Raw genomic sequence first — 18559 nt, 5'->3', positions numbered from 1 at the left:
CGCATCATCCCCGGCTAGCTCATCTGGACGTGGGTGAAGACGAACAGGAACAGCGCGCCGATCGCGATCAGGAAGATGCCGGCCCAGAGCGGCGCCGCGACGCCGCTCTTGTTTGTGGGATCGAGCACGGCCGTCTCGGGTTGTAGCGGATCGTAGTAGACGGTGACGTCGGTGTTGACCGGGTATTTGGCGGCGACGGCTTCAGCGCTCGACCTGTCGGAATGCAGCGCGGTCCAGCCCCAATTCCAATGCGTGCTGTGGAAAGAGCGACCATCCACCGTGTAGCTGTATTCGATCGTGACCCGGAAGCGCTCCTCTTCCGTTTCTCGTCCGCGATCGTCCTCACGTCGTGTGATCTCCATCGTCACGCCGGAGCGCGTGATGCGTCCCGGCGCAGTCGGCCAGGAGCGGCTCGCCAGGCGCTCCTGCCGCAGCTTCCAGTAGGAGGCGAGTGCGACGGCTCCGAAGCCGAACAGGGCGAACGGCATCAGGAAGGCGAACAGCGGCACGCCAGCCTCGGTCGTGAGCACCTTGCCGGCGAGCGAATGCGCCACCAAAACGGCGGTCACGGCCGACAGCACGACGAACAGCGCCACAAGCGCCGCCGTCCCGCTGGCATTGGTAGGCTCGAGCACCGATTGCGAGGGGCGTTTCGGATCGTAAAAAACGCGGACCTTCGCGCCTTGCGGATATTTGCCGGTGAGCTCGTCGGCTTGCAGGCGCGTGACGCGGCTCGGGCTGCCGAAACGGATGCGGCGACCTTCGTAGCTCTTGCCCGACACCTCGTAGCGGTAGCGGATGTCAGGCTTGGCATCGGTGTCATCTGCCGACCGATGCGTCGTCGCGACAGACACCGCCGAGGCCACGATCTCCCCCTCGACGACCGGCCAGGCGCGGCCGCCGCTGGTCTTCTTGCGCTGAAGCCAGAGTCCGTAGCCGGAATTGAGGGCGAGAAAGCCGAAGATGCCGGCGGCGACACGGGTCCAGAGCAGGGCGGATGCGGTGAGCATGTTGATCTCGCATGGGCCCGCCAGGGCGGGCGACATGCAGTGGTGTCCTGCGGGTTCCCCTCGGTTCAACAGTGTGCCGGTCCTCCTCAGCTCTCCACCATCTCGCCCATCGAGTTCTTCGACGGTCCGCAGGGCCCGCTGAGCGATTACGCCCACGTTGAAGCCAATCCGGCCTACGCCCTGCATGCGGGCATCCGAACGTGATCGGGCAGAAAGTCCGCGAGATGGTGCCGGCCGAGGGCTGGGTCGAGCGCTATGGCGGCGTGCTGCGCCCTGCTGACCAAGCCGTTCGACATCGAGGCGCTCGCCGCCCGCGTCGTCGCTTGCCGATACGCTTCGCACTGATGGAGCCCGCCGGCATGGCCTTGCCCCGCCAAGCATCATGGCGGGGCGCCAGTGTCGTCAGCCGCCAGCGCGTCAGCCGCCGGCCTCGCACTTCTTCATGAAGCTGGTCTTGGCCGCGCCGGCGAGCTTCTTGCCGTCGGAGCCGACCGCCTTGGTTTCGCAGGTCTCGGCCATGCACTTCTTCATGAACGAGGTCTTGGCGGCGCCGGCGAGCGCCTTGCCGTCCTTGCCCACGGCCTTGGTCTCACAGGTGTCTTGGGCGAAGGCAGATCCGGCGGCGAAGGTCGCGAGCGCGGCAATCAGGAAAAACTTCTTCATGAGTGTGTCTCCTTGGGACAAACAACGCGGCGGATGGGACCCGCAAATCTTGGCGCGATCAAGTTTCCTGTTCGGGCTCGGCACCCGAAATCCGGCCGCGGGGCAGAGTTGGTTCATTACCGTGTCAGCCCTATGAGGCCGAGATGCGCATCTGCGGTAACCGTGTGCTCATGCGGTGCTGTGCTGCAGAAACGCGAGCGTCGCCGGGTCGCGCGCACCGTCGCAATAGCGATCGAGCGCCTGCGCGAAGATCCCGTTCGGGCTGATCGAATCGAACAGCGTCATGCAGGAGCGGAATTTGGCATCGTCCGGAACACCCAGAATGTCGCGCAGCGACTTGCCCTGCACCGCGAGCACCAGTCGGGTGCATTCGACGAGTCGCGGGCCGAGCAGGGGATGCGCCAGATAGGCCTCGGCCTCGGCGCGGGAGCGGATCGCGTAGCGCTGCGCCATGGCGGACCTGCCGAGCCCCTCGACCTGGGGAAAGATGAACCACATCCAGTGGCTTTGCTTGGCACCGGCCGCAAGTTCGGCGGTCACGCGCGAATAAATCGAATCCTGTGCGTCGGCAAATCGGCCGAGATCATCCCATTCGGCGTTCATACATTCCTCCAACCGGCTGATTCATCGATATAATCGGCTTTCTGGGACGGTCGCGGCGCAGCCCGTGCGAGGCTTGGGCGTCGGTTCACGCCGGATCACTCCGGACTGGCGTTTGTCTAGATTATGCCGCACTCTTGCCATCCTATGTCATGACGGGTCGAATCGTACCCCTTGGGGTCGGTCACCTTTCCCGGGTGGTCCGAAAAGGGGGGTATATCGGGGACGTGATGGCTTCCAGTGAAGCAAGCGTAGACGTTCTGTTGTCGCAAGGCCGCTTCGGGCGCTCCGAAGCGATCGCACTCGTGCTTGCAGCACTTGCGGTCGCAGCGGGCGCGGCCGCATGGGTCGGAGCCAACAGCGATGAGACGTCGCTTGCGAGCGCGGCGATTCCGGCCGCCGCCGCGCCGTCCATGACCTTCGAAACACGTTTCGCGCCGGCCTCCGCCTCGGCCACGGCCTATTCGGAAAAAGACGCGGTTCGCGCGCTCGACCGTTTCGCCCTTCGCGGCGCGATCGACCGCCAATTGCTCGATGCCCGGGCCGCGCTGGTGAAGGGCATGGAAGCGCGTGATCCGGGCGCTCGCGACCCCAGCAACAGCGATTGGCGGCCGATGTTGACGGAGGGCAATACCGTCACGATGCCTGCACCGGGCGTGCCGCTGCCGCGCCCGCGCCCGTCCGTCGCCAACCTGCCGACCAGCCTGGTTTCGGCCAGTGCGCCTGAAGCGGTCGGACGCGTCGACGATCGCTCCATCCTGCAGAAGCTGTCCGACCTGTTGCCGAGCCCGACCAAGTTCGCCTCGCTCGGTCCGGATAGCGGCATCGTCCGATCCGGAATCGATCTCGGTGCGCTCGGCTATGACAAGACCGCCGTGTACGACATCAAGGCCAAGATGGTGTATCTGCCGTCCGGCATCGGGCTCGAGGCCCATTCCGGCATGGGCAGCCTGCGCGACGACCCCGAGCACGTCAATCAGCGCATGGTTGGCGCGACCCCGCCCGCCACCTATGACCTGAAGCCGCGCGAAAAACCGTTTCACGGCGTTCGCGCCCTGCGCATGAACGTGGTGGAAGGATCGACGCTCGGCCGGAGCGGATTGCTGACCCACCCCTATATGCTGGGTCCGGAGGGTGATTCGAACGGCTGCGTCTCGATCAAGAATTACGATCGCTTCCTGAAGGCGTATGATGACGGCGAGTTCAACCGACTCGTTGTCGTCGTCGGGCTCGAGGCTGGCACCCCGACGCGGACCGCGCAAAAGACCGAGTGACGTTTTGTTGCTGGGCCTCGGCGCGACCTCGGCGGTGACGCCCGTCGCATCTTCCGGAAGGTCCCCATGATTGATCCCGCAAACTCGGAAACGCGTCTGCGTACTACCTTCAACATCAAGGTGAACGGCAAGCCGGTCGTGATTTCGACGGTCGGGCAGGCCCATCAGTTCCTCACCAGCCTCAACGCCGTCGAGTGGATGGAGTTCAAGTCGCTGCACGACCAGGCCATGGCCGCCCTGCAGGCCGCGGCCGACAACGCCATCATGACAGTGCAGGCCACCAACGCCGTGCGAACGCTGTTCGTGAGCGCGAAGCTGTTGTGAGACTGGATCATCCCCCAGGGCACCCGCGGCCTCTGGCTCGTGTTGATGCCTGCTTTACATTCGGTGTCATCGCCCGGCTTGCCGCCTCCGCTAAAGCTGCGGCGCGCCCTGGCGCTCGTTGCCGCGTCGAAGCCCATCGGGCGAAGACGGGACCGGGCGACCCAGTACGCCGCCGCAGTCGTGATTGATCGAGAGGCCGCGGCGTAGTGGATGTCCCGCCGGAGCCTGTCCTCGGGCTCGCCGAAGGCGAGACCCGGGGGCGGGGCATGACGGCGGTGGGTGGCGCCACGGTCTCTCAACATCGTCATGCCGGGGCGCGCGCATGCGCGAGCCCGGCATCCATAACCACGAGCGGGCGTGTCGGCCAGGTGTGTCGCTCCAGCGTGCTCCATCAGTTCTGCTGCGGCGTATGGATTCCAGGCTCGCGCTCCGCGCGCCCCGGAATGACACCGAGCGATTTGAAGCACCGTCCTGCGAAGTCTCATTCACGCACGCCCTCGCGTTCTCGCCGCGCTGATGCGCCCGAGTGATCCATCCGTCTTGCCCTCCGCACAGCAGAGGGCGCGGGGAATGCCGGGATGCTGGCCGCAACCCATGGCCCGCCTGCAGAAAAAAAGCAGGCGGCAGTCACCACAGGTTCAGCCGGGCAACCGGCATTCCCCGCGCGATGATCTTAACGGCTGCTTCGCGCGCTCCCCGGTGCGCCGGGCGTTCTGGTCACCGTGCACGACAACGCGCTTTGGGCGCGCTACCGTGGGGGCATCAGCGTCGGGATGCCAGGACCACGCGACTTGACCGTACGCGACGTCAGCGTTCGTCGGCGCAAAGATGCGCTGCGCTGCCATCGCGTCCACCGCTCCTCCCGCTCCACGTCCGTGACGACCGCGAACCGCCCCTCCTGCGAGCGGGAGATGGCGCGACAAAAGCACTGAATTAGATTTAGGAAAAGCAGAATATTTTTGGCGGCGGGACTGGACAGGCCAAATCAGCTTGATGGGCCTGAAGAAAATCGTTCTCACGCGCATCGCCGTTGCTGTCGATTTAGCCCCTGGGCGCGACGCCGTGAGTTGGATATGCGCCTCGATTCGCCCGAAACGACGTCAACCGGTGGATCGCAGATCCAGTCGGATGGTGTCCGAAAGGCGAGTTCGATGAAGCCTGGTGACGCGCAGAAGCTCGCGGTCGTGATGGAGACGCACAGCTCAGGCCAAGTGTTCTGCCGTTGCCCAGGTGGCCGCTAACCCGGCCGACCCGAGCGGCGTGTCTAGCAACCGCGCTGCATACGACCCCGACGACTGATTGCGGCCGGAGTACCGAAGGGGGCCGGTTAGTTGCGTATGCCGTCTACCTATTGGCCGAGATGAGACGGCCCGACAGATTGACCAACCGATTAACAAACCCACTGCTTGTCGACCTGACACGGAATCAGGCGGCTAAGTCTTTCAACGATCGAACCAGATTGTGCTGACCAACAGTCTATCAGTCGCGCTGCACTGCGGAATAGCTGACGTTTTCGGTGGATTTCCCGACCCTACTCCTCAAACCAGCAGTTACACCCTTGCGTTGCGCCTTAAAAAGAGCGTCTTTGCAGAACGGTTGCGGTAGGCACCGTCCTCTTATCCAGAATTGAACACAAGAATGAGGCGGAGGGATCGTGCCCTTCTCAGACTGGTGCGACGTTGCAGAGGAAGGCGTCGGCGATCATAGCCTGATTACACTGGCAGCCCGGGCAGCCGATCTGGAGGTCGGGTGCGATGCGACCGCACTTTGCGTTCCCTCGCACTATGCTTCGGAAGAGCGTATGGCCGAGCTGCTGCGGCGACTCGGAAAGAGTGCAGCGGCCCAATTCATTGAGCAAAAACTTCCCGAAGGCAGCCGGATCCGATCAGGCGATCTGGGAGAGATACTCGCCACAGAATATATTTCAGAAAGATTGGTCTTCACCGTGCCTATCAAGCGGCTGCGATGGAAAGACCATCGCGAAATGGCCATGCGTGGAGACGATATTCTCGCCGTCCATCTACCGGACGATGACCAGAGCCCAATCCTGTTCTTGAAGGCGGAGTCCAAGAGCCGCGCCGCGCTACAATCCAGTGTCATTGCTGAAGCAAGAACATCCCTCAACGCCGATGGCGGCTTGCCCTCGCCTCACGCTCTGTCCTTTGTCGCGGACAGGCTGCGCGAGCTTGGCGAAACCGAGCTTTCCGACATCATCGACGATGCGCAACTGAGGGACGGAATCGTGGCTGACCAAATCTGCCACATGCTTTTCGTGCTTTCGGGGAACGACCCCACTAATCTTTTGCGAAACGAACTTCAAAAATACGCTGGGACCATTGAACAATACAGCGTTGGCTTGCAGGTCGCGAACCACGGCCAATTCATTCAAGACGTCTATGATGCGGTGATCGCCAATGGCGACGACGATTGACGAATTGCAGAACAGCATTCGCCAGGCTGTTGGCGCCGGCTTCCGCGGTCGCCTGCTGGACAGGGGTGAAGCGCGGTCGATGATTTGGCGCGAAGGTGCTCTCCCGCCAGGTTCGCCGGGTTTCGCGGCTTCCCTATCTTACGATCTGATGTCGTACGCGTATGCGCTGCTTGGCATGGGGCTTCGATTGCGCGAAGCAGGCGGCGACGAGACAATCGCGCGCCAGGCGTTTGAACATTCGGCGATGGCATTGGAGTCCATGCTTCTAAGAGGACCGCGCCAAGACGCCGCTAACAGCTTTCATTATGTCGTCGCCGCCTCGGCCTATCACCTTGCCCGCTTTTCGGCGCGAGCGTTCTCGATATTGACGCATGGACAGCGCGACGCATCGTTTTCTCCGATCGAGCGAAGCCTATGCAACCTCATCCTTCGCGATCTGTCCGCCCTCGAACAGGACATTGTTGCGTGGCGCGTGGGTGGCCCCGGGACGGACTCCAACATCGTTGAACGTCTCCAGGCAAGCTTCAATGAAGCGCCGCCTGCAGCGGGGGCGGTGCCTGAAGACGGATCCTATGTTGCGGATGCGCTGGCCACCGCCGTCATCGATAATTTTCTCGCAGGCATGGGGCTTTTCCTTTTTGCCCTTGAGCGGGGCGATTCGCAGTTCGTCGCGCAGGCGCGCGAACGGCTGGGCATCGGACTCTCGGTATGCGCAGAAGTAAATCTCCTGCCGCAATGGTGGGCCCACCGGCTCACAATAAACTTGCTCGATGACTTCTGGTCCTCCAGCTTTCATGCGCGCCTTCCACTCCGCCCTAACGAGTCCGACTCCGAAGCGTGGGCGGATCTCAGGAAGCGGTTCGTGTCAGTTCTCCATCGGCGCTCCAGGGCCGAGGTCGATCTTTGGCCAAGTCAGCTCGACGCCGCCGCAAGAGCGATACTCGAAGATCAAGCGCTCATTGTGTCACTGCCAACGAGCGCCGGCAAGACACGGATTGCAGAGCTGTGTATCCTCCGTTGCCTTGCCGCGGGAAAGCGGGTGGTGTTCATCACGCCGCTCCGCGCCTTATCGGCGCAGACAGAAACATCCCTTCACCGAACATTCGGACCGCTTGGGAAGACCATCTCGACGCTGTATGGGAGCATCGGAACGAGCGACTTCGAGACGAATGCGCTCGGCACCCGGCACATCGTGGTCGGCACCCCCGAAAAGCTCGATTTCGCGCTTCGCAACGACCCATCCCTTTTGGACGATGTCGGTCTTGTCATCCTGGACGAGGGGCACATGATCGGACTTGGGGAACGGGAGGTTCGCTATGAAGTCCAGATTCAGCGATTGTTGAAGCGCGCCGATGCGCGCGAGCGCCGCATCGTTTGCCTCTCGGCTATTCTCCCGGACAACGATCAACTTGTGGATTTCGTCGCCTGGCTGAGCAGCGATGGCCAAAACAGCCTGATCAAGAGCGCGTGGCGTCCGACTAGATTGCGATTCGGCGAAGTGATATGGCGACGGAACGACGATCCGCTCGAAAACCACGCGCGGCTGGATATTCACGTCGCAAACGAAAACCCCTTTATCGAGCACTTCTTCCCCGTTCGGATGCCGACGGCCGGGCGACGCCAGAAGCCCTTTCCTTCCGACCACCGCGAGCTGGTGCTGGCAACGACGTGGCAGCTTGCTGGCGATGGGCAGACAGTCCTGATCTATTGTCCGGAGCGGCGTTCCGTCGAACCTTATGCGACCGCCATCGTCGGCCTCCATAAATACGGGCTAATCACATCCTTGATTGGAGGCAACGCTGACAAGATTGCCGTTGCTCTTGCCATCGGCGCCGAGTGGCTGGGGGCGAACCACGACATCCTGAAGTGCCTCAATCTCGGCGTTGCGATCCACCACGGCGCGCTCCCCACGCCATTTCGGAAAGAGGTAGAGAAACTTCTGCGGGATGGTGTGCTGAAGGTGACGGTTTCATCGCCAACCTTGGCCCAAGGGCTAAACTTGTCGGCCACCACGGTCGTGATGCATGGCATCATTCGCAACAAAAATTTGATCGAACAGTCGGAATTTCGAAACGTCATCGGTCGCGCGGGACGTGCTTTCGTCGATGTCGACGGCCTTGTCCTGCTGCCGTTCTTTGAGCCGCATAGCTTGCGCGCCGCGCAGTGAAATGGGTTGAAGGCAGGCGATAGCGGCCGCGAAATGGAAAGCGGACTTGTGCGTCTTGTTGTGACGCTCCTTCAGCGTATGCAAAAGAGCCTACGCGTTCCTATGGACCAACTCGTCGAATATGTGATGAATAATGCCGAGCCCTGGTCATTCCCCGCCGTCGCCGGCGAGACAGCTCAGCAACAAGACGTCGAACGACGCGACTGGGAACGCTATCTGACATCGCTGGATACCGCGATCCTAAGTCTTGTCGGCGACAGCGACATTCCGGATGATGCGGTCGAGACCAAACTCGACGAAGTTCTCGCATCCTCGCTTTGGGAGCGACGTCTTGCGCGGCGGGACGAGGCACGGCAAGTCGCCTACCGGATAGCTCTTGTTGGCCGCGCGAAATATCTCTGGTCGCGCTCCAATAGCACGCAGAGACGTTCCTATTTTCTCGCGGGCGTCGGCTATGAGACCGGAAAGCGGCTGGATCAGGTCGCGCCTCAAGCTAATCAGCTTCTGGCTAATGTAAATGGGGCCGTGCTCCTTGGAGAAACGGAAAACGCAATTGCGGCTTTCACAGCCCTGGCGGAACTCCTCTTCGTTATTTCTCCATTCGCGCCGGAGACACAGCCGGTCGCGTGGCGCGACGTGTTGCGAGCTTGGTTGCTCGGTGAAACGATCGCCGATCTGGCGGAGAAGGATAGCGACGTCTTGCGGTTCGTTGAGGAGGCGCTGATCTATCGCCTACCTTGGGCGATGGAAGCGGTTCGTGTTCGAGGATTGTCATCGGGCGATACATTTGCCGATGGCACAAGCCTCGACGATTATGAGCTTGGCGTCGCCGTCGCAGCTCTTGAGACGGGCACGCTCAACCGAAGCGCCGCCATCTTAATGCAAGCCGGGTTCACTTCGCGCCTTGCCGCGATCAAGGCCGTGGCCGATACCGGGGCCACATTCGAGAACGCGGGTGGTCTTCGGACGTGGCTTTTGTCCGACGATGTTGCGCAGCACTCGCAGGCCGCCGACTGGCCGACGGAAGCGAGCCATGAAGCATGGATTGCGTTTCAATCGGGCTATGAGCCGCGGGATCGGTCGGAATGGAAATCCTGGACGTATTCGGATCACGCTCAATGGATGAGTCCCATTCGTGTCCCAGCAGCCGGATCGCCAGTCCGGATCGTAACCGCGCAAAACGGGGGCGGATGCCAGATTCTGTCGCCGGATCATGAGCTCTTAGGTACGCTAGCAAATCCGCTCCATCCCGGACGGAAGGGTTTGCTGGTTGCCAGCGTCAACGCCGATCGCGCGCAAATCGACATGGCGTATGTCGGGCCGGCCGATCTGGTCCCCGGTCAACTGACGTAGCGCCTCGCGCCATGTCCATACCCGACCGTATCCCCGCGAATCAGCAGGCGCACTCGGTGCGCTCCTGCCTCGACCAGCCTAGCAATCCCAACATGCTGGGCTCGTCTGAATGCCCCGACGGGAAGCATTCTCTGTCTGCCAAAACACTTTTGTAGCGAAGCGGTATGATGCAGCGCTTCTGATGAAGAAGGACCCGTCGATCGCCTATCGACCGAGAGCCGCGCTGCGAACATGTGTGTTGGTTGCCCGGCGCACGCTGATCGCGCGAGGAAGCGACGACAGGCCGAAGCACGCTCGATCCGCGCCACGCGAAACGACCGGGGATGGTCTTCGCGTGCATGCCGCGATGCACGCGCTGGGCCGTCCAACATCATTGCACGGGAATGGATCGGCGAGGCCCAGGCCGGGCTGCCGCTGGAGCTGTTCTACGAAGGCGGCGAGTGACTCTCGCTGATGCTGCGGCGCGGCCGCAGCGTCAGTCGGCCATCTCGGCGGCGTCGAGCGCGATCTCCTCGCGCTCGGCCTTCTCGGCCGTCGGAGCGTTGGCGGTCTCGGCCGTTTCGAAATCGTCCTCGGCGATCTCCTGGACAGGAGCCTCCTGGACCTCGGCCGTCTCGACCTGCTCGGCGGCGAGTTCGGCGGCCACGACGGCCTCCGGCCCGGCATCGTCATTGGCCGGCGTCGAGAACAGGTTGGGGGCGGGAATGGTGGTGGGCACCACCGGCCGCTGCTTGGCCTTGTACCAGGACGAAAATTTCTGCGAGATGCCAGCTTCGAACTCGGCGAGCGGCATGCTGTTGCCGTCCTCGTCGGTGATGACGACCTGCCAGCCTTCCGCCTCCATCACCTGTGCGTTGGCGAGAACGATGAGGGCGCTTTCGCGCTGCTTGCGGATTGTCTGCTGCTCCCGCTCAGCCACCATCGTGTACGCCATGAACCTGACTCCCACACCTGAACTCGGGACACCTGATGGTCCGAAGCACCATCAGGACGCCGCCACTACGCCGTGAGAGTGTGAGCGCGGCTGGGCCGGATTGCGTTCGCCTAATGACAATTTGGCGGCGTCTCACGGGTTCCGGCAGCGCAAAAGGAGTCGAAGATGCAACAGGCCGCAAAATTGTGGTGCAGGAACGAGAGCGCTTGTTGAAGGCGCGCCGCGACGTGTCATCATTTGATTCTGCGGCGGCAACTGCTTCGCGACATCAGTGAAAGCAGCGGGTGAACCGGACAAACAGCGGGCGAATTGGGGACGGCGATGCGAACTCATCTGTTCAGGATGCGGAATTGGAATGTGGCAATGGCAGGGCTTGCGCTGGCGATGGTCGCCAGCCCGCGCGCAGGCCATGCCTTCACGGAGGACGACCAGCGGCGGCTGTGCACGGGCGACGTGTTCCGGTTGTGCTCGTCGGAGATTCCCGATCGCGACCGCATCATTGCCTGCATGATGAAGCAGCGCGCCAGCCTCAGCGACGGCTGCCGCAGCGTGTTCGGCCGGCCATCCGAGCGCTCCGCGTCGGCCACGGTGACGCGCTGAGCCTGCCTCGCCTCGTTTCTGCAACCACGCGCCGCCGGTCCATCGATCTGCGGCGTGACCATAATGACCTCCATGACATGACGGCGTGGTAGTCTGGCGCGGATCGTCCGCGCCAGGAGTTGACGCGCCATGAGCTTCCGCATCCTCGTCCTCTACGGCTCCTATCGCTCCGACCGGATGGGCATCCGGCTCGCGCAATTCGTCGTGGACGGGTTGCGCGCCAAGGACCAGGACGTCGAACTGATCGACGCCAGGGCGGTCGGCCTGCCGATGCTCGACCGCATGTACAAGGAATATCCGCCCGGCCAGGCGCCAGCGGCCATGGCCGAGCTTGCGGCCAAGATCCGTGCCGCCGACGGCTTCGTGTTCGTCACCGGCGAATATAACTGGGGCATGCAGCCGGGACTGAAGAACCTCACCGACCACTTTCTCGAGGAATGGTTCTGGCGTCCGGCGGCGATCGCGAGCTATTCCGCCGGCCGGCTCTCCGGGGCGCGGGCCGCTACTGCGTGGCACGGCACGTTGTCGGAGATGGGCATGGTGGTGGTGTCGAGCACGCTTGCCGTCGGCCCGATCGGTCAGGCGCTGTCCGCCGACGGCAGGCCGACCGGCGATTCCGGCCAATCGCTGGAACGCGCGTTTCCGCGTTTTGCCGACGATCTCTTGTGGTGGGTCGAAGCGGGCAGGGAGCAGCGGGCGCGCCGGGCGCCACCTTACTGAGCGCGGGCATCAGTGCAGGCCGGAGCGCAAGCGCTCCGGCTCTTACGCCAAGTCCGCGAACCAGGTCCGCTAACGTTGTTCGGCGCTGCCGGTCCCGTTGGTGACCGCGCGCTGACGCGCCGGGGCGCTTGCGCCCTGGCCCTGACATGGCCGCTCCATCCAGGTTCCGTCGGGGGCCTGCTGGTAGGCGCGGCACGGCAGGGACGACGTGGTCTGATCATCCGGCTTGGGCGTCTGGGAGCTTTTCGCCAGTGCGGGGGCGGCCGTCGCGACGAGGGCTGCCAGCGAACCGACGTAGATCATTTGGCTGATCCGCATCTTGGGGGTTCTCCTGCTCGAAGCACTCCCGATTCAAAGTCGAATTGTGGAAACTTTTAGGCAAATGGCGCCTGCTGTGGCGGGAGGCTTAAGGATCGTTTGCGACGTGGCCTGCCTCGTTAAGACGTCCGCGGAGGTCCCGGCCGCGCGCGTGGCTTTCTCTGGGCTGGCGTTGCGCCAATGCTGACGCTAAGAGCGGCGTGACGCGCGCAAGCGCCCTCGTGACCGCGATGCGGCGCTCCGCCCGGAACGCCTTGTGCGGACAACGGACGCCGCCATGGCAGCCGGCGCTCCGACATCAGCCGCGCGATCACGGATCGCGGCGGTTCCGCTTCAGGGCGGGAGGGAGATCGCGCAGGCTGAGAACTGTGCGAGCATGACGAGACCCCGATTGCCCTCCCTGATCGCGCTGCGTGCCTTCGAGGCCGTCGGCCGCAAGGGCAGCGTGCGCGCCGCCGGCGACGAGCTCGCGGTCAGCCACACCGTGGTCTCGCGCCATCTGCAAAATCTGCAGCGCAGTCTGGGCGTGGCGCTGGTGCGGGCGGAGGGGCGGGGCCTCGCGCTGACCGAGGCCGGACGTCAGTTTCATGCCGAGGTCAGCCAGGCCTTCGACATCATCGCCCGCGCGACAATCTCGGTGCGGCCCGTGGCGCGTCCGACCCTGAACATCTGGTGCATTCCGGGCCTCGCCAATCGCCGCCTGCTGGCGCGGCTGCCCGAGCTGAGCGGCCCGCCGCGCAACTGGGACATCAATCTGCAGCCGACGCTGGCGCACCCCGATTTGCAGCGCGGCGAAGCGGATGCGGAGATCGTCTATGCCGAAGCGGTCGACCGGAGCGGCGGCCTGGTCGCTGAGGAGCTGGTGCGCCCACGCGTATTCCCGGTCGCAAGCCCGGCCTATCTGGCAAGGTTTCCGGCGATCGCGACACTCCCGGGCCTCGCCAGGGCCTCGCTGATCCACGAGGAATCCACCGCGCAATGGGAGCAATGGTTCGAGCTGGCGGGGTATCGGGAGCCGGTCACGTTGCGCGGTCAGCGGCTGTGGCACGCGCATCTCGCCATCGAAGCCGCCCGCTTCGGCCAGGGCGTCGCGCTCGCCAACGAGGTGTTGGTCGCCGATGATCTGCGCAGCGGTGCGCTGGTCGAGGTGATCCCCTCGGCACTCCACATGGGAGCCTATCAGCTCGTCGCGCTGCGGGAGCGCTGGGACGAGCCCGCGATCGTCGCGCTGCGGGCTTGGCTGAAGAATGTGCTCGCCGCGTAGCTGCGCGCTCGTCCCGCTGGGTCCGGTGCATTGCAGGCACCTGTCGTCGGGAACAAGCTGATTGATCGCGACGGCTCTCGGCGTAGCCTGCGGCTCGATTTTCCCACGAGGAGTTGAGCCATGGTTGCGAATTCGGCTGCGAACGAAGACCTGCTGGCGCGACGACACGAGGCCGTCGTCCGGGGCGTGAGCTATGCGACGCCGTTGTTTGCTGACCGCGCCCTCAACAGCGAGGTGTGGGACGTCGAGGGCAAGCGCTATGTCGACTTTGCCGGCGGCATCGCGGTGCTCAACACCGGCCACTGCCATCCGCATGTCGTTGCCGCGATCCGGGCGCAGCTCGACCGCTTCACCCACACCTGCTTCCAGGTGCTGCAATACGAGCCGTATGTGCGGCTGAGCGAGCGGCTCAACGCGCTGGCGCCGATTTCGGGGCCGGCCAAGTCGATCCTGCTGACGACCGGCGCGGAGGCGACCGAGAACGCCATCAAGATCGCGCGCGCGGCCACGGGGCGCAGCGGCATCATCGCCTTCACCGGCGCGTTCCACGGCCGCACCGCGCTCGCCAATGCGATGACCGGCAAGGTGATGCCGTACAAGAAGCATTTCGGGCCGCCGCTGCCAGGCGTCTGGCACGCGCCGTTCCCGATCTCCGGCAGCAACGTGACGGTCGAGGATACGCTGTCCTACATCAACTTCATCTTCAAGGCCGACATCGACGCCTCGCAGGTCGCGGCCATCATCATCGAGCCGGTGCAGGGCGAGGGCGGCTTCCACCAGGCGCCGCCGGACCTGATGCGCGGCCTGCGCCGCATCTGCGACAGCAATGGCATCGTGCTGATCGCCGACGAGGTGCAGACCGGCTTCGGCCGAACCGGCAAGATGTTCGCGATGGAGCACTACGACGTGCAGCCGGACCTGATCTGCGTCGCCAAGAGTCTCGCCGGCGGCATGCCGCTGTCCGGCGTGATCGGACGTGCCGCAATCATGGACGCCGCGGAGCCGGGCGGCCTCGGCGGCACCTATGGCGGCAATCCGCTGGCCTGCGCGGCGGCGCTCGCCGTGCTCGACGTGTTCGAGCAGGAGAAGCTGCTCGACCGCGCCAATGCGATCGGCGAGCGGCTGCGCGCGGCGATCGAGCGCTTCTCGCGCGCCAACAACCTGGTTCCGGTTTCCGGGCCGCGCGGTCCTGGCGCGATGGTTGCATTCGATATCCTGAAGCAGCGCGGCAGCGACGAGCCGGATTCCGAAATGACCAAGCGCGTGACCCGCGTGGCGCACGAGAACGGACTGATCCTGTTGTCCTGCGGCGTCACCGCGAGCACCATCCGCATCCTGGTGCCGCTGACCGCGTCCGACGAGATCGTGGACGAAGGGCTCGCGATCCTGGAGAAGTGCCTGGCCGCCTGACGCGTGGCCGAGGTGAACTGGAAGGCTGGAGGTTTGAGACGTGACCGACGCTGCGGCGGCTGTGCCGAATGACGTGATGGAGCGGCTCGCCGCCGCTGTCGATGCCAACTTCGCCAAGCAGGTCGCCTTCCTGCAGCAACTCGTCCAGTTCCGCAGCCTGCGTGGCGAGGAGGCGCCGGCGCAGGACTGGCTGGCTCGCGAGTTCGCGACCCGCGGCTATCAGGTCGACCGCTTCAGCCTCGAGGATGTCGACCTGATGCGCCATCCCAAGGCGGCGCCGATGGACAGCATCGCGCTCGACGGCTCGCAGCAGGTGGTGGCGACGCTCGACGGCGCGGGCAAGGGCCGCAGCCTGATCCTGCAGGGCCACATCGACGTCGTGCCGGAAGGGCCGACCGATCTCTGGGACGATCCACCCTATGAGGGGATCGTGCGCGACGGCTGGATGATCGGCCGCGGCGCGCAGGACATGAAGGCCGGCGTCTCCGCGATGATCTTCGCGCTCGACGCGATCAAGGCCGCCGGCTTCGTGCCGGACGGACGCATTCACCTGGAGACCGTGACCGAGGAGGAGAGCACCGGCAACGGCGCGCTCTCGACCTTGATGCGCGGCTACACGGCGGATGCCTGCCTGATCCCGGAGCCGACCGGCCACACGCTGACCCGCGCGCAGGTCGGCGCCATCTGGTTCCGGCTGCGCGTCCGCGGCACGCCGGTCCACGTTGCCTATGCCGAGACCGGCACCAATGCGATCCTCTCGGCGATGCATCTGATCCGCGCCTTCCAGGAGCACACGAAAGAGATCAACGCGCGTGCCAAGTCGAACGCCTGGTTCGCTGCGGTCAAGGATCCGATCAAGTTCAACGTCGGCATCATCAAGGGCGGCGACTGGGCGAGCTCGACGCCGGCCTGGTGCGACCTCGATTGCCGGCTGGGCGTGCTGCCGGGCGAGACGCCGGCGCAGGCCATGGCCGGCATCGAGCAGTGTCTCGCGAAGGCGCAGGCCGCAGACAGCTTCCTGTCGGAGAATCCGGTCGAGCTGGTGTGGAGCGGCTTCCAGGCCGATCCTGCGGTGTGCGAGCCCGGCAGCGCCGCCGAGGCGGCGCTGGCCGAGGTACATGCACGGGTATTCGAGAAGCCGCTCGACGTGCGGCTCTCTACGGCGGTCAACGACACCCGCTACTATCAGGTCGACTATGGCATCCCGGCGCTGTGCTACGGGCCCTATGGCATCGGTCCGCACGCGTTCGACGAGCGTGTCGATCTCGACAGCGTGCGCAAGACCACGCTGTCGATCGCGATGTTCGTCGCGCAATGGTGCGGACTGCGGCCGGCATGATCACGGTCGCGCTCCTCAGCCGTCCCGGACTGATGGATCCGATGCAGGCGCTGCTCGCGCGCGAGCTGCCGGGCGTGACCGTCGCGTCATGGCCGGAGTCGGCGGCACGCGACGCCGACCTTGCCGTGTGCTGGAAGCCGGAGCCCGGCGCGCTGGCGGCGATGCCGAAGCTGAAGCTGATCCATTCGATCGCAGCGGGCGTCGACAACATCCTGTCCGATCCGACCGTGCCGGACGTGCCGCTGTGCCGGATCGTCGATCCCGATATCTCCGCGGCCATGACCGAGTTCGTGCTGTGGGGGACGCTGTATTTCCACCGCGATTTCGATCGCGTCGTCAGCAATGCGCGCAACGGCGTGTGGCGGCGTTACGAGCAGCGCGCCGCGAAGGACCGCCGGGTCGGCATTCTCGGTCTCGGCGAGCTCGGCTTTGCGGCGGCGATCCGTCTCGTCGAGCTGGGGTTCGCGGTGAGCGCGTGGTCGCGCTCGCCCAAGGCGCTCGCCGGTGTGCGGACCTATGGCGGCGCCGATGCGCTCGACGCCTTCCTCGGCGAGACGGAGATCCTGATCTGCTTGCTGCCGCTGACGGCCTCGACCGAGGGCCTGCTCGATGCCGGGCGCCTGGGCCGGCTGCCCAAGGGCGCCGCGCTGATCCTGTGCAGCCGCGGCGAGCACCTGGTGACGGAGGATCTGGTCGCGCTGCTTCGCAGCGGCCATCTGCGCGGCGCGGTGCTCGATGTCTTCGCGCATGAGCCGTTGCCCGCGGACCATGCGCTGTGGCGCGAGCCGGGCGTGCTGGTGACGCCGCACATGGCGGCGATCGCCTCCTGGGAGGTGATCGCGCAGCAGGTCGCGGAGAATGCGCGGCGGTTGCTGCGCGGAGAGACGTTGCGGAACGTCGTCGATCGCGCCCGCGGCTACTGATTTACCAGCGTGTCTACTCGAGTGTCTGCACCGGCGGCGCGACCGGGCCGCGCGGCGCCGGCGGAGCGACAGCGACGGTCCGTGCAGGCGGGGGTGCGCTGCGCGGCGCGGCCTGCGGCTGCTGCTGAGACTCGGTCATCGCAGCCTGGCTGTCCCTGACCGGACGCCGAACCTGCTGCGACCGGGCTGCACGCGAGCGGCGGAAGCCCCAGGAGCGCGCGATCGAAGGACCTGCGGTATAGCCGACGACGGCGCCGGCAACGGCCCCGACCGGTCCAAATACGACGGCGCCCGACAAGGCGCCCAGTGCGGCATCGCCGCCGCGGTGCTCGTCGGCCATCGCCGCCGATGCCGTCAATGTCAGCGCCAAGGCCGCGGCCGTCAGCAGTCTGGTCATGAGATGTCCCCTCCGTCGCAACAGCGCCGAAATGGCGGACAAATGTGGCGAGAAGAATGCGAGGAGCGGAACTTGTAAGGAAGCCGGTAACCCTAATGCGGACACAATGTCTCAGCGCCGGGGAGGGCGCAGTGCGCAGCTCCGTTCAATGCATCGGGCCGAGCACCGACGTGAATGGCATGGCGATGATTTCCTCGCCGAGATCGTCGGAAATGTGCAGCACCCAGTCGCGCCAATCCTCCTCGCTCTCGGACGAGATCAGCGACTGCATGACGCGCTCGGCGTGATCACAGGCCTCGGCGAGATCGATGACCGCGGTTCCACGCCGATCGACGAGGAACTCATCGGGATTGGAGCAGTGGAAGAAGACCTGCGTCATGTCCGTCTCCTCAATCGCCCTCCGGCGAATCTCAGTCAGAAGTAACAGCGTGGCGGCGCGCGCGAAATCGGATTGATCACGTAAGGTAAATTACGGGGCGCAGTCTGGGCCGGTGGAACCGGACGTGCAGTGATCCAGCTCACGGAACGCATCGGCGCAGAGGAAGTTGTCGCGAACCATTCGATCCGGCGACAGGAGCTCGACATGATGTCTGAAGTCCAGATCCACGCGATCGCCCGGCAGATGCTCGAGATGCACGCCGCCTCGGCCGTCGCGCAGGCTGCGCAGAAGGCGCAGCAATGCGAAGCCAGTGGCGAGGCCGAGGAGGCCCGCGAATGGCGCCACATCGCGGACGCCATGAGGATGATGCGCGGTCCGCATCAGAGCTGACATCGGATTCCATTTTACCGAATATCGCCGCGCGGTCCGTCGGATCCGCCGACTCTGCTCCGC

Annotated in this window: 19 protein-coding genes; 12 read left to right on the top strand and 7 right to left on the bottom strand. The window is 64.6% G+C overall.

The annotated features are described in order from the left end of the window. Nucleotides 1–14: 14 nt before the first annotated feature. The 3 genes from QW861_RS01775 to QW861_RS01765 form a co-directional block, all read right to left on the bottom strand. Entirely contained in the window at nt 15–1010 is a 996-nt protein-coding gene (locus tag QW861_RS01775) for a DUF3592 domain-containing protein (RefSeq protein WP_315751749.1), read from the bottom strand. 417 nt (nt 1011–1427) lie between these two features. Further along, entirely contained in the window at nt 1428–1673 is a 246-nt protein-coding gene (locus QW861_RS01770) for a hypothetical protein (protein WP_315751748.1), read from the bottom strand. Between the two features lie 168 nt (nt 1674–1841). Next, complete coding sequence (locus QW861_RS01765; RefSeq protein ID WP_315751747.1) at nt 1842–2276, bottom strand: DUF1810 domain-containing protein; 435 nt, start codon at nt 2274–2276, stop codon at nt 1842–1844. Nucleotides 2277–2503: 227 nt separating this feature from the next. Between QW861_RS01765 and QW861_RS01760 the strand changes: the two genes are divergently transcribed. The 5 genes from QW861_RS01760 to QW861_RS01740 all read left to right on the top strand — a co-directional run bounded on the left by QW861_RS01760 (nt 2504) and on the right by QW861_RS01740 (nt 9822). Beyond that, nucleotides 2504–3547: a DUF2778 domain-containing protein gene (locus QW861_RS01760; protein ID WP_315712643.1), complete on the top strand. Its 1044-nt coding sequence runs from the start codon at nt 2504–2506 to the stop codon at nt 3545–3547. 66 nt (nt 3548–3613) lie between these two features. Then, nucleotides 3614–3871, top strand: a complete 258-nt coding sequence (locus tag QW861_RS01755) for a hypothetical protein (protein WP_315712312.1) — start codon at nt 3614–3616, stop codon at nt 3869–3871. Nucleotides 3872–5525: 1654 nt separating this feature from the next. Continuing rightward, nucleotides 5526–6302, top strand: a complete 777-nt coding sequence (locus QW861_RS01750) for a Hachiman antiphage defense system protein HamA (RefSeq protein WP_315751746.1) — start codon at nt 5526–5528, stop codon at nt 6300–6302. Further along, nucleotides 6286–8469, top strand: a complete 2184-nt coding sequence (locus QW861_RS01745; RefSeq protein WP_316192641.1) for a DEAD/DEAH box helicase — start codon at nt 6286–6288, stop codon at nt 8467–8469. The genes QW861_RS01750 and QW861_RS01745 overlap by 17 nt, the downstream gene beginning before the upstream one ends. Nucleotides 8470–8475: 6 nt before the next feature. Further along, nucleotides 8476–9822 (top strand): hypothetical protein, encoded by a 1347-nt coding sequence (locus tag QW861_RS01740; RefSeq protein ID WP_316192639.1) that lies wholly within the window; start codon nt 8476–8478, stop codon nt 9820–9822. A 475-nt stretch (nt 9823–10297) separates the two neighbouring features. Here the strand turns inward: QW861_RS01740 and QW861_RS01735 are convergent, their stop codons facing one another. Next, on the bottom strand, nt 10298–10756 hold the full coding sequence (locus tag QW861_RS01735) for a hypothetical protein (RefSeq protein ID WP_315751744.1): 459 nt from the start codon (nt 10754–10756) through the stop codon (nt 10298–10300). Between the two features lie 363 nt (nt 10757–11119). On the opposite strand from QW861_RS01735, the gene QW861_RS01730 reads away from it, so the two are divergent. Together QW861_RS01730 and QW861_RS01725 are read left to right on the top strand one after the other, a co-directional pair. Beyond that, nucleotides 11120–11356, top strand: a complete 237-nt coding sequence (locus QW861_RS01730) for a hypothetical protein (protein WP_315712310.1) — start codon at nt 11120–11122, stop codon at nt 11354–11356. A 129-nt stretch (nt 11357–11485) separates the two neighbouring features. After that, on the top strand, nt 11486–12076 hold the full coding sequence (locus QW861_RS01725; RefSeq protein WP_315751743.1) for an NAD(P)H-dependent oxidoreductase: 591 nt from the start codon (nt 11486–11488) through the stop codon (nt 12074–12076). A gap of 69 nt (nt 12077–12145) precedes the next feature. On the opposite strand, the gene QW861_RS01720 is transcribed toward QW861_RS01725, so the two are convergent. Further along, nucleotides 12146–12394 carry a hypothetical protein gene (locus tag QW861_RS01720; RefSeq protein WP_315712308.1) on the bottom strand — a complete coding sequence of 83 codons (249 nt, stop codon included), beginning with the start codon at nt 12392–12394 and terminating at the stop codon, nt 12146–12148. A 376-nt stretch (nt 12395–12770) separates the two neighbouring features. Here QW861_RS01720 and QW861_RS01715 point away from each other — a divergent pair, with 376 nt between their 5' ends. The 4 genes from QW861_RS01715 to QW861_RS01700 all read left to right on the top strand — a co-directional run bounded on the left by QW861_RS01715 (nt 12771) and on the right by QW861_RS01700 (nt 17330). Next, nucleotides 12771–13658: a LysR substrate-binding domain-containing protein gene (locus QW861_RS01715; protein WP_315712307.1), complete on the top strand. Its 888-nt coding sequence runs from the start codon at nt 12771–12773 to the stop codon at nt 13656–13658. 120 nt (nt 13659–13778) lie between these two features. After that, on the top strand, nt 13779–15068 hold the full coding sequence (gene gabT, locus QW861_RS01710; RefSeq protein WP_316192638.1) for a 4-aminobutyrate--2-oxoglutarate transaminase: 1290 nt from the start codon (nt 13779–13781) through the stop codon (nt 15066–15068). A 40-nt stretch (nt 15069–15108) separates the two neighbouring features. After that, nucleotides 15109–16407 (top strand): ArgE/DapE family deacylase, encoded by a 1299-nt coding sequence (locus QW861_RS01705; RefSeq protein WP_315751741.1) that lies wholly within the window; start codon nt 15109–15111, stop codon nt 16405–16407. Next, the gene (locus QW861_RS01700; RefSeq protein WP_315751760.1) at nt 16404–17330 is read left to right on the top strand and encodes a glyoxylate/hydroxypyruvate reductase A; all 927 of its coding nucleotides are present in this window, start codon (nt 16404–16406) and stop codon (nt 17328–17330) included. The genes QW861_RS01705 and QW861_RS01700 overlap by 4 nt, the downstream gene beginning before the upstream one ends. Before the next feature lie 13 nt (nt 17331–17343). Here the strand turns inward: QW861_RS01700 and QW861_RS01695 are convergent, their stop codons facing one another. Next, a complete protein-coding gene (locus QW861_RS01695; protein ID WP_315712303.1) occupies nt 17344–17727 on the bottom strand; it encodes a hypothetical protein in 384 nt (127 codons plus the stop codon). 145 nt (nt 17728–17872) lie between these two features. Further along, nucleotides 17873–18106 (bottom strand): DUF6894 family protein, encoded by a 234-nt coding sequence (locus tag QW861_RS01690; protein ID WP_315712301.1) that lies wholly within the window; start codon nt 18104–18106, stop codon nt 17873–17875. Nucleotides 18107–18313: 207 nt separating this feature from the next. On the opposite strand from QW861_RS01690, the gene QW861_RS01685 reads away from it, so the two are divergent. Next, nucleotides 18314–18496, top strand: coding sequence for a hypothetical protein (locus QW861_RS01685; RefSeq protein WP_316192781.1), 183 nt, complete (start codon nt 18314–18316; stop codon nt 18494–18496). Nucleotides 18497–18559 lie beyond the last annotated feature (63 nt).

Origin of the sequence: Bradyrhizobium sp. SZCCHNRI1029 (assembly GCF_032487555.1) — a bacterium.
Taxonomy (GTDB): Bacteria; Pseudomonadota; Alphaproteobacteria; order Rhizobiales; family Xanthobacteraceae; genus Bradyrhizobium.
The sequence above is the reverse complement of the archived record's forward strand: the minus strand, read 5'-3'. Positions and strand labels throughout refer to the sequence as shown.

Bases quoted from the DNA above. Each gene is read 5' to 3' on its own strand.
- QW861_RS01775 (WP_315751749.1), bottom strand. From the start codon at position 1,010: ATGCTCACCGCATCCGCCCTGCTCTGGACCCGTGTCGCCGCCGGCATC.
- QW861_RS01770 (WP_315751748.1), bottom strand. From the start codon at position 1,673: ATGAAGAAGTTTTTCCTGATTGCCGCGCTCGCGACCTTCGCCGCCGGA.
- QW861_RS01765 (WP_315751747.1), bottom strand. From the start codon at position 2,276: ATGAACGCCGAATGGGATGATCTCGGCCGATTTGCCGACGCACAGGAT.
- QW861_RS01760 (WP_315712643.1), top strand. From the start codon at position 2,504: ATGGCTTCCAGTGAAGCAAGCGTAGACGTTCTGTTGTCGCAAGGCCGC.
- QW861_RS01755 (WP_315712312.1), top strand. From the start codon at position 3,614: ATGATTGATCCCGCAAACTCGGAAACGCGTCTGCGTACTACCTTCAAC.
- QW861_RS01745 (WP_316192641.1), top strand. From the start codon at position 6,286: ATGGCGACGACGATTGACGAATTGCAGAACAGCATTCGCCAGGCTGTT.
- QW861_RS01735 (WP_315751744.1), bottom strand. From the start codon at position 10,756: ATGGCGTACACGATGGTGGCTGAGCGGGAGCAGCAGACAATCCGCAAG.
- QW861_RS01730 (WP_315712310.1), top strand. From the start codon at position 11,120: ATGGCAGGGCTTGCGCTGGCGATGGTCGCCAGCCCGCGCGCAGGCCAT.
- QW861_RS01725 (WP_315751743.1), top strand. From the start codon at position 11,486: ATGAGCTTCCGCATCCTCGTCCTCTACGGCTCCTATCGCTCCGACCGG.
- QW861_RS01720 (WP_315712308.1), bottom strand. From the start codon at position 12,394: ATGCGGATCAGCCAAATGATCTACGTCGGTTCGCTGGCAGCCCTCGTC.
- QW861_RS01715 (WP_315712307.1), top strand. From the start codon at position 12,771: ATGACGAGACCCCGATTGCCCTCCCTGATCGCGCTGCGTGCCTTCGAG.
- gabT (WP_316192638.1), top strand. From the start codon at position 13,779: ATGGTTGCGAATTCGGCTGCGAACGAAGACCTGCTGGCGCGACGACAC.
- QW861_RS01700 (WP_315751760.1), top strand. From the start codon at position 16,404: ATGATCACGGTCGCGCTCCTCAGCCGTCCCGGACTGATGGATCCGATG.
- QW861_RS01695 (WP_315712303.1), bottom strand. From the start codon at position 17,727: ATGACCAGACTGCTGACGGCCGCGGCCTTGGCGCTGACATTGACGGCA.
- QW861_RS01690 (WP_315712301.1), bottom strand. From the start codon at position 18,106: ATGACGCAGGTCTTCTTCCACTGCTCCAATCCCGATGAGTTCCTCGTC.
- QW861_RS01685 (WP_316192781.1), top strand. From the start codon at position 18,314: ATGTCTGAAGTCCAGATCCACGCGATCGCCCGGCAGATGCTCGAGATG.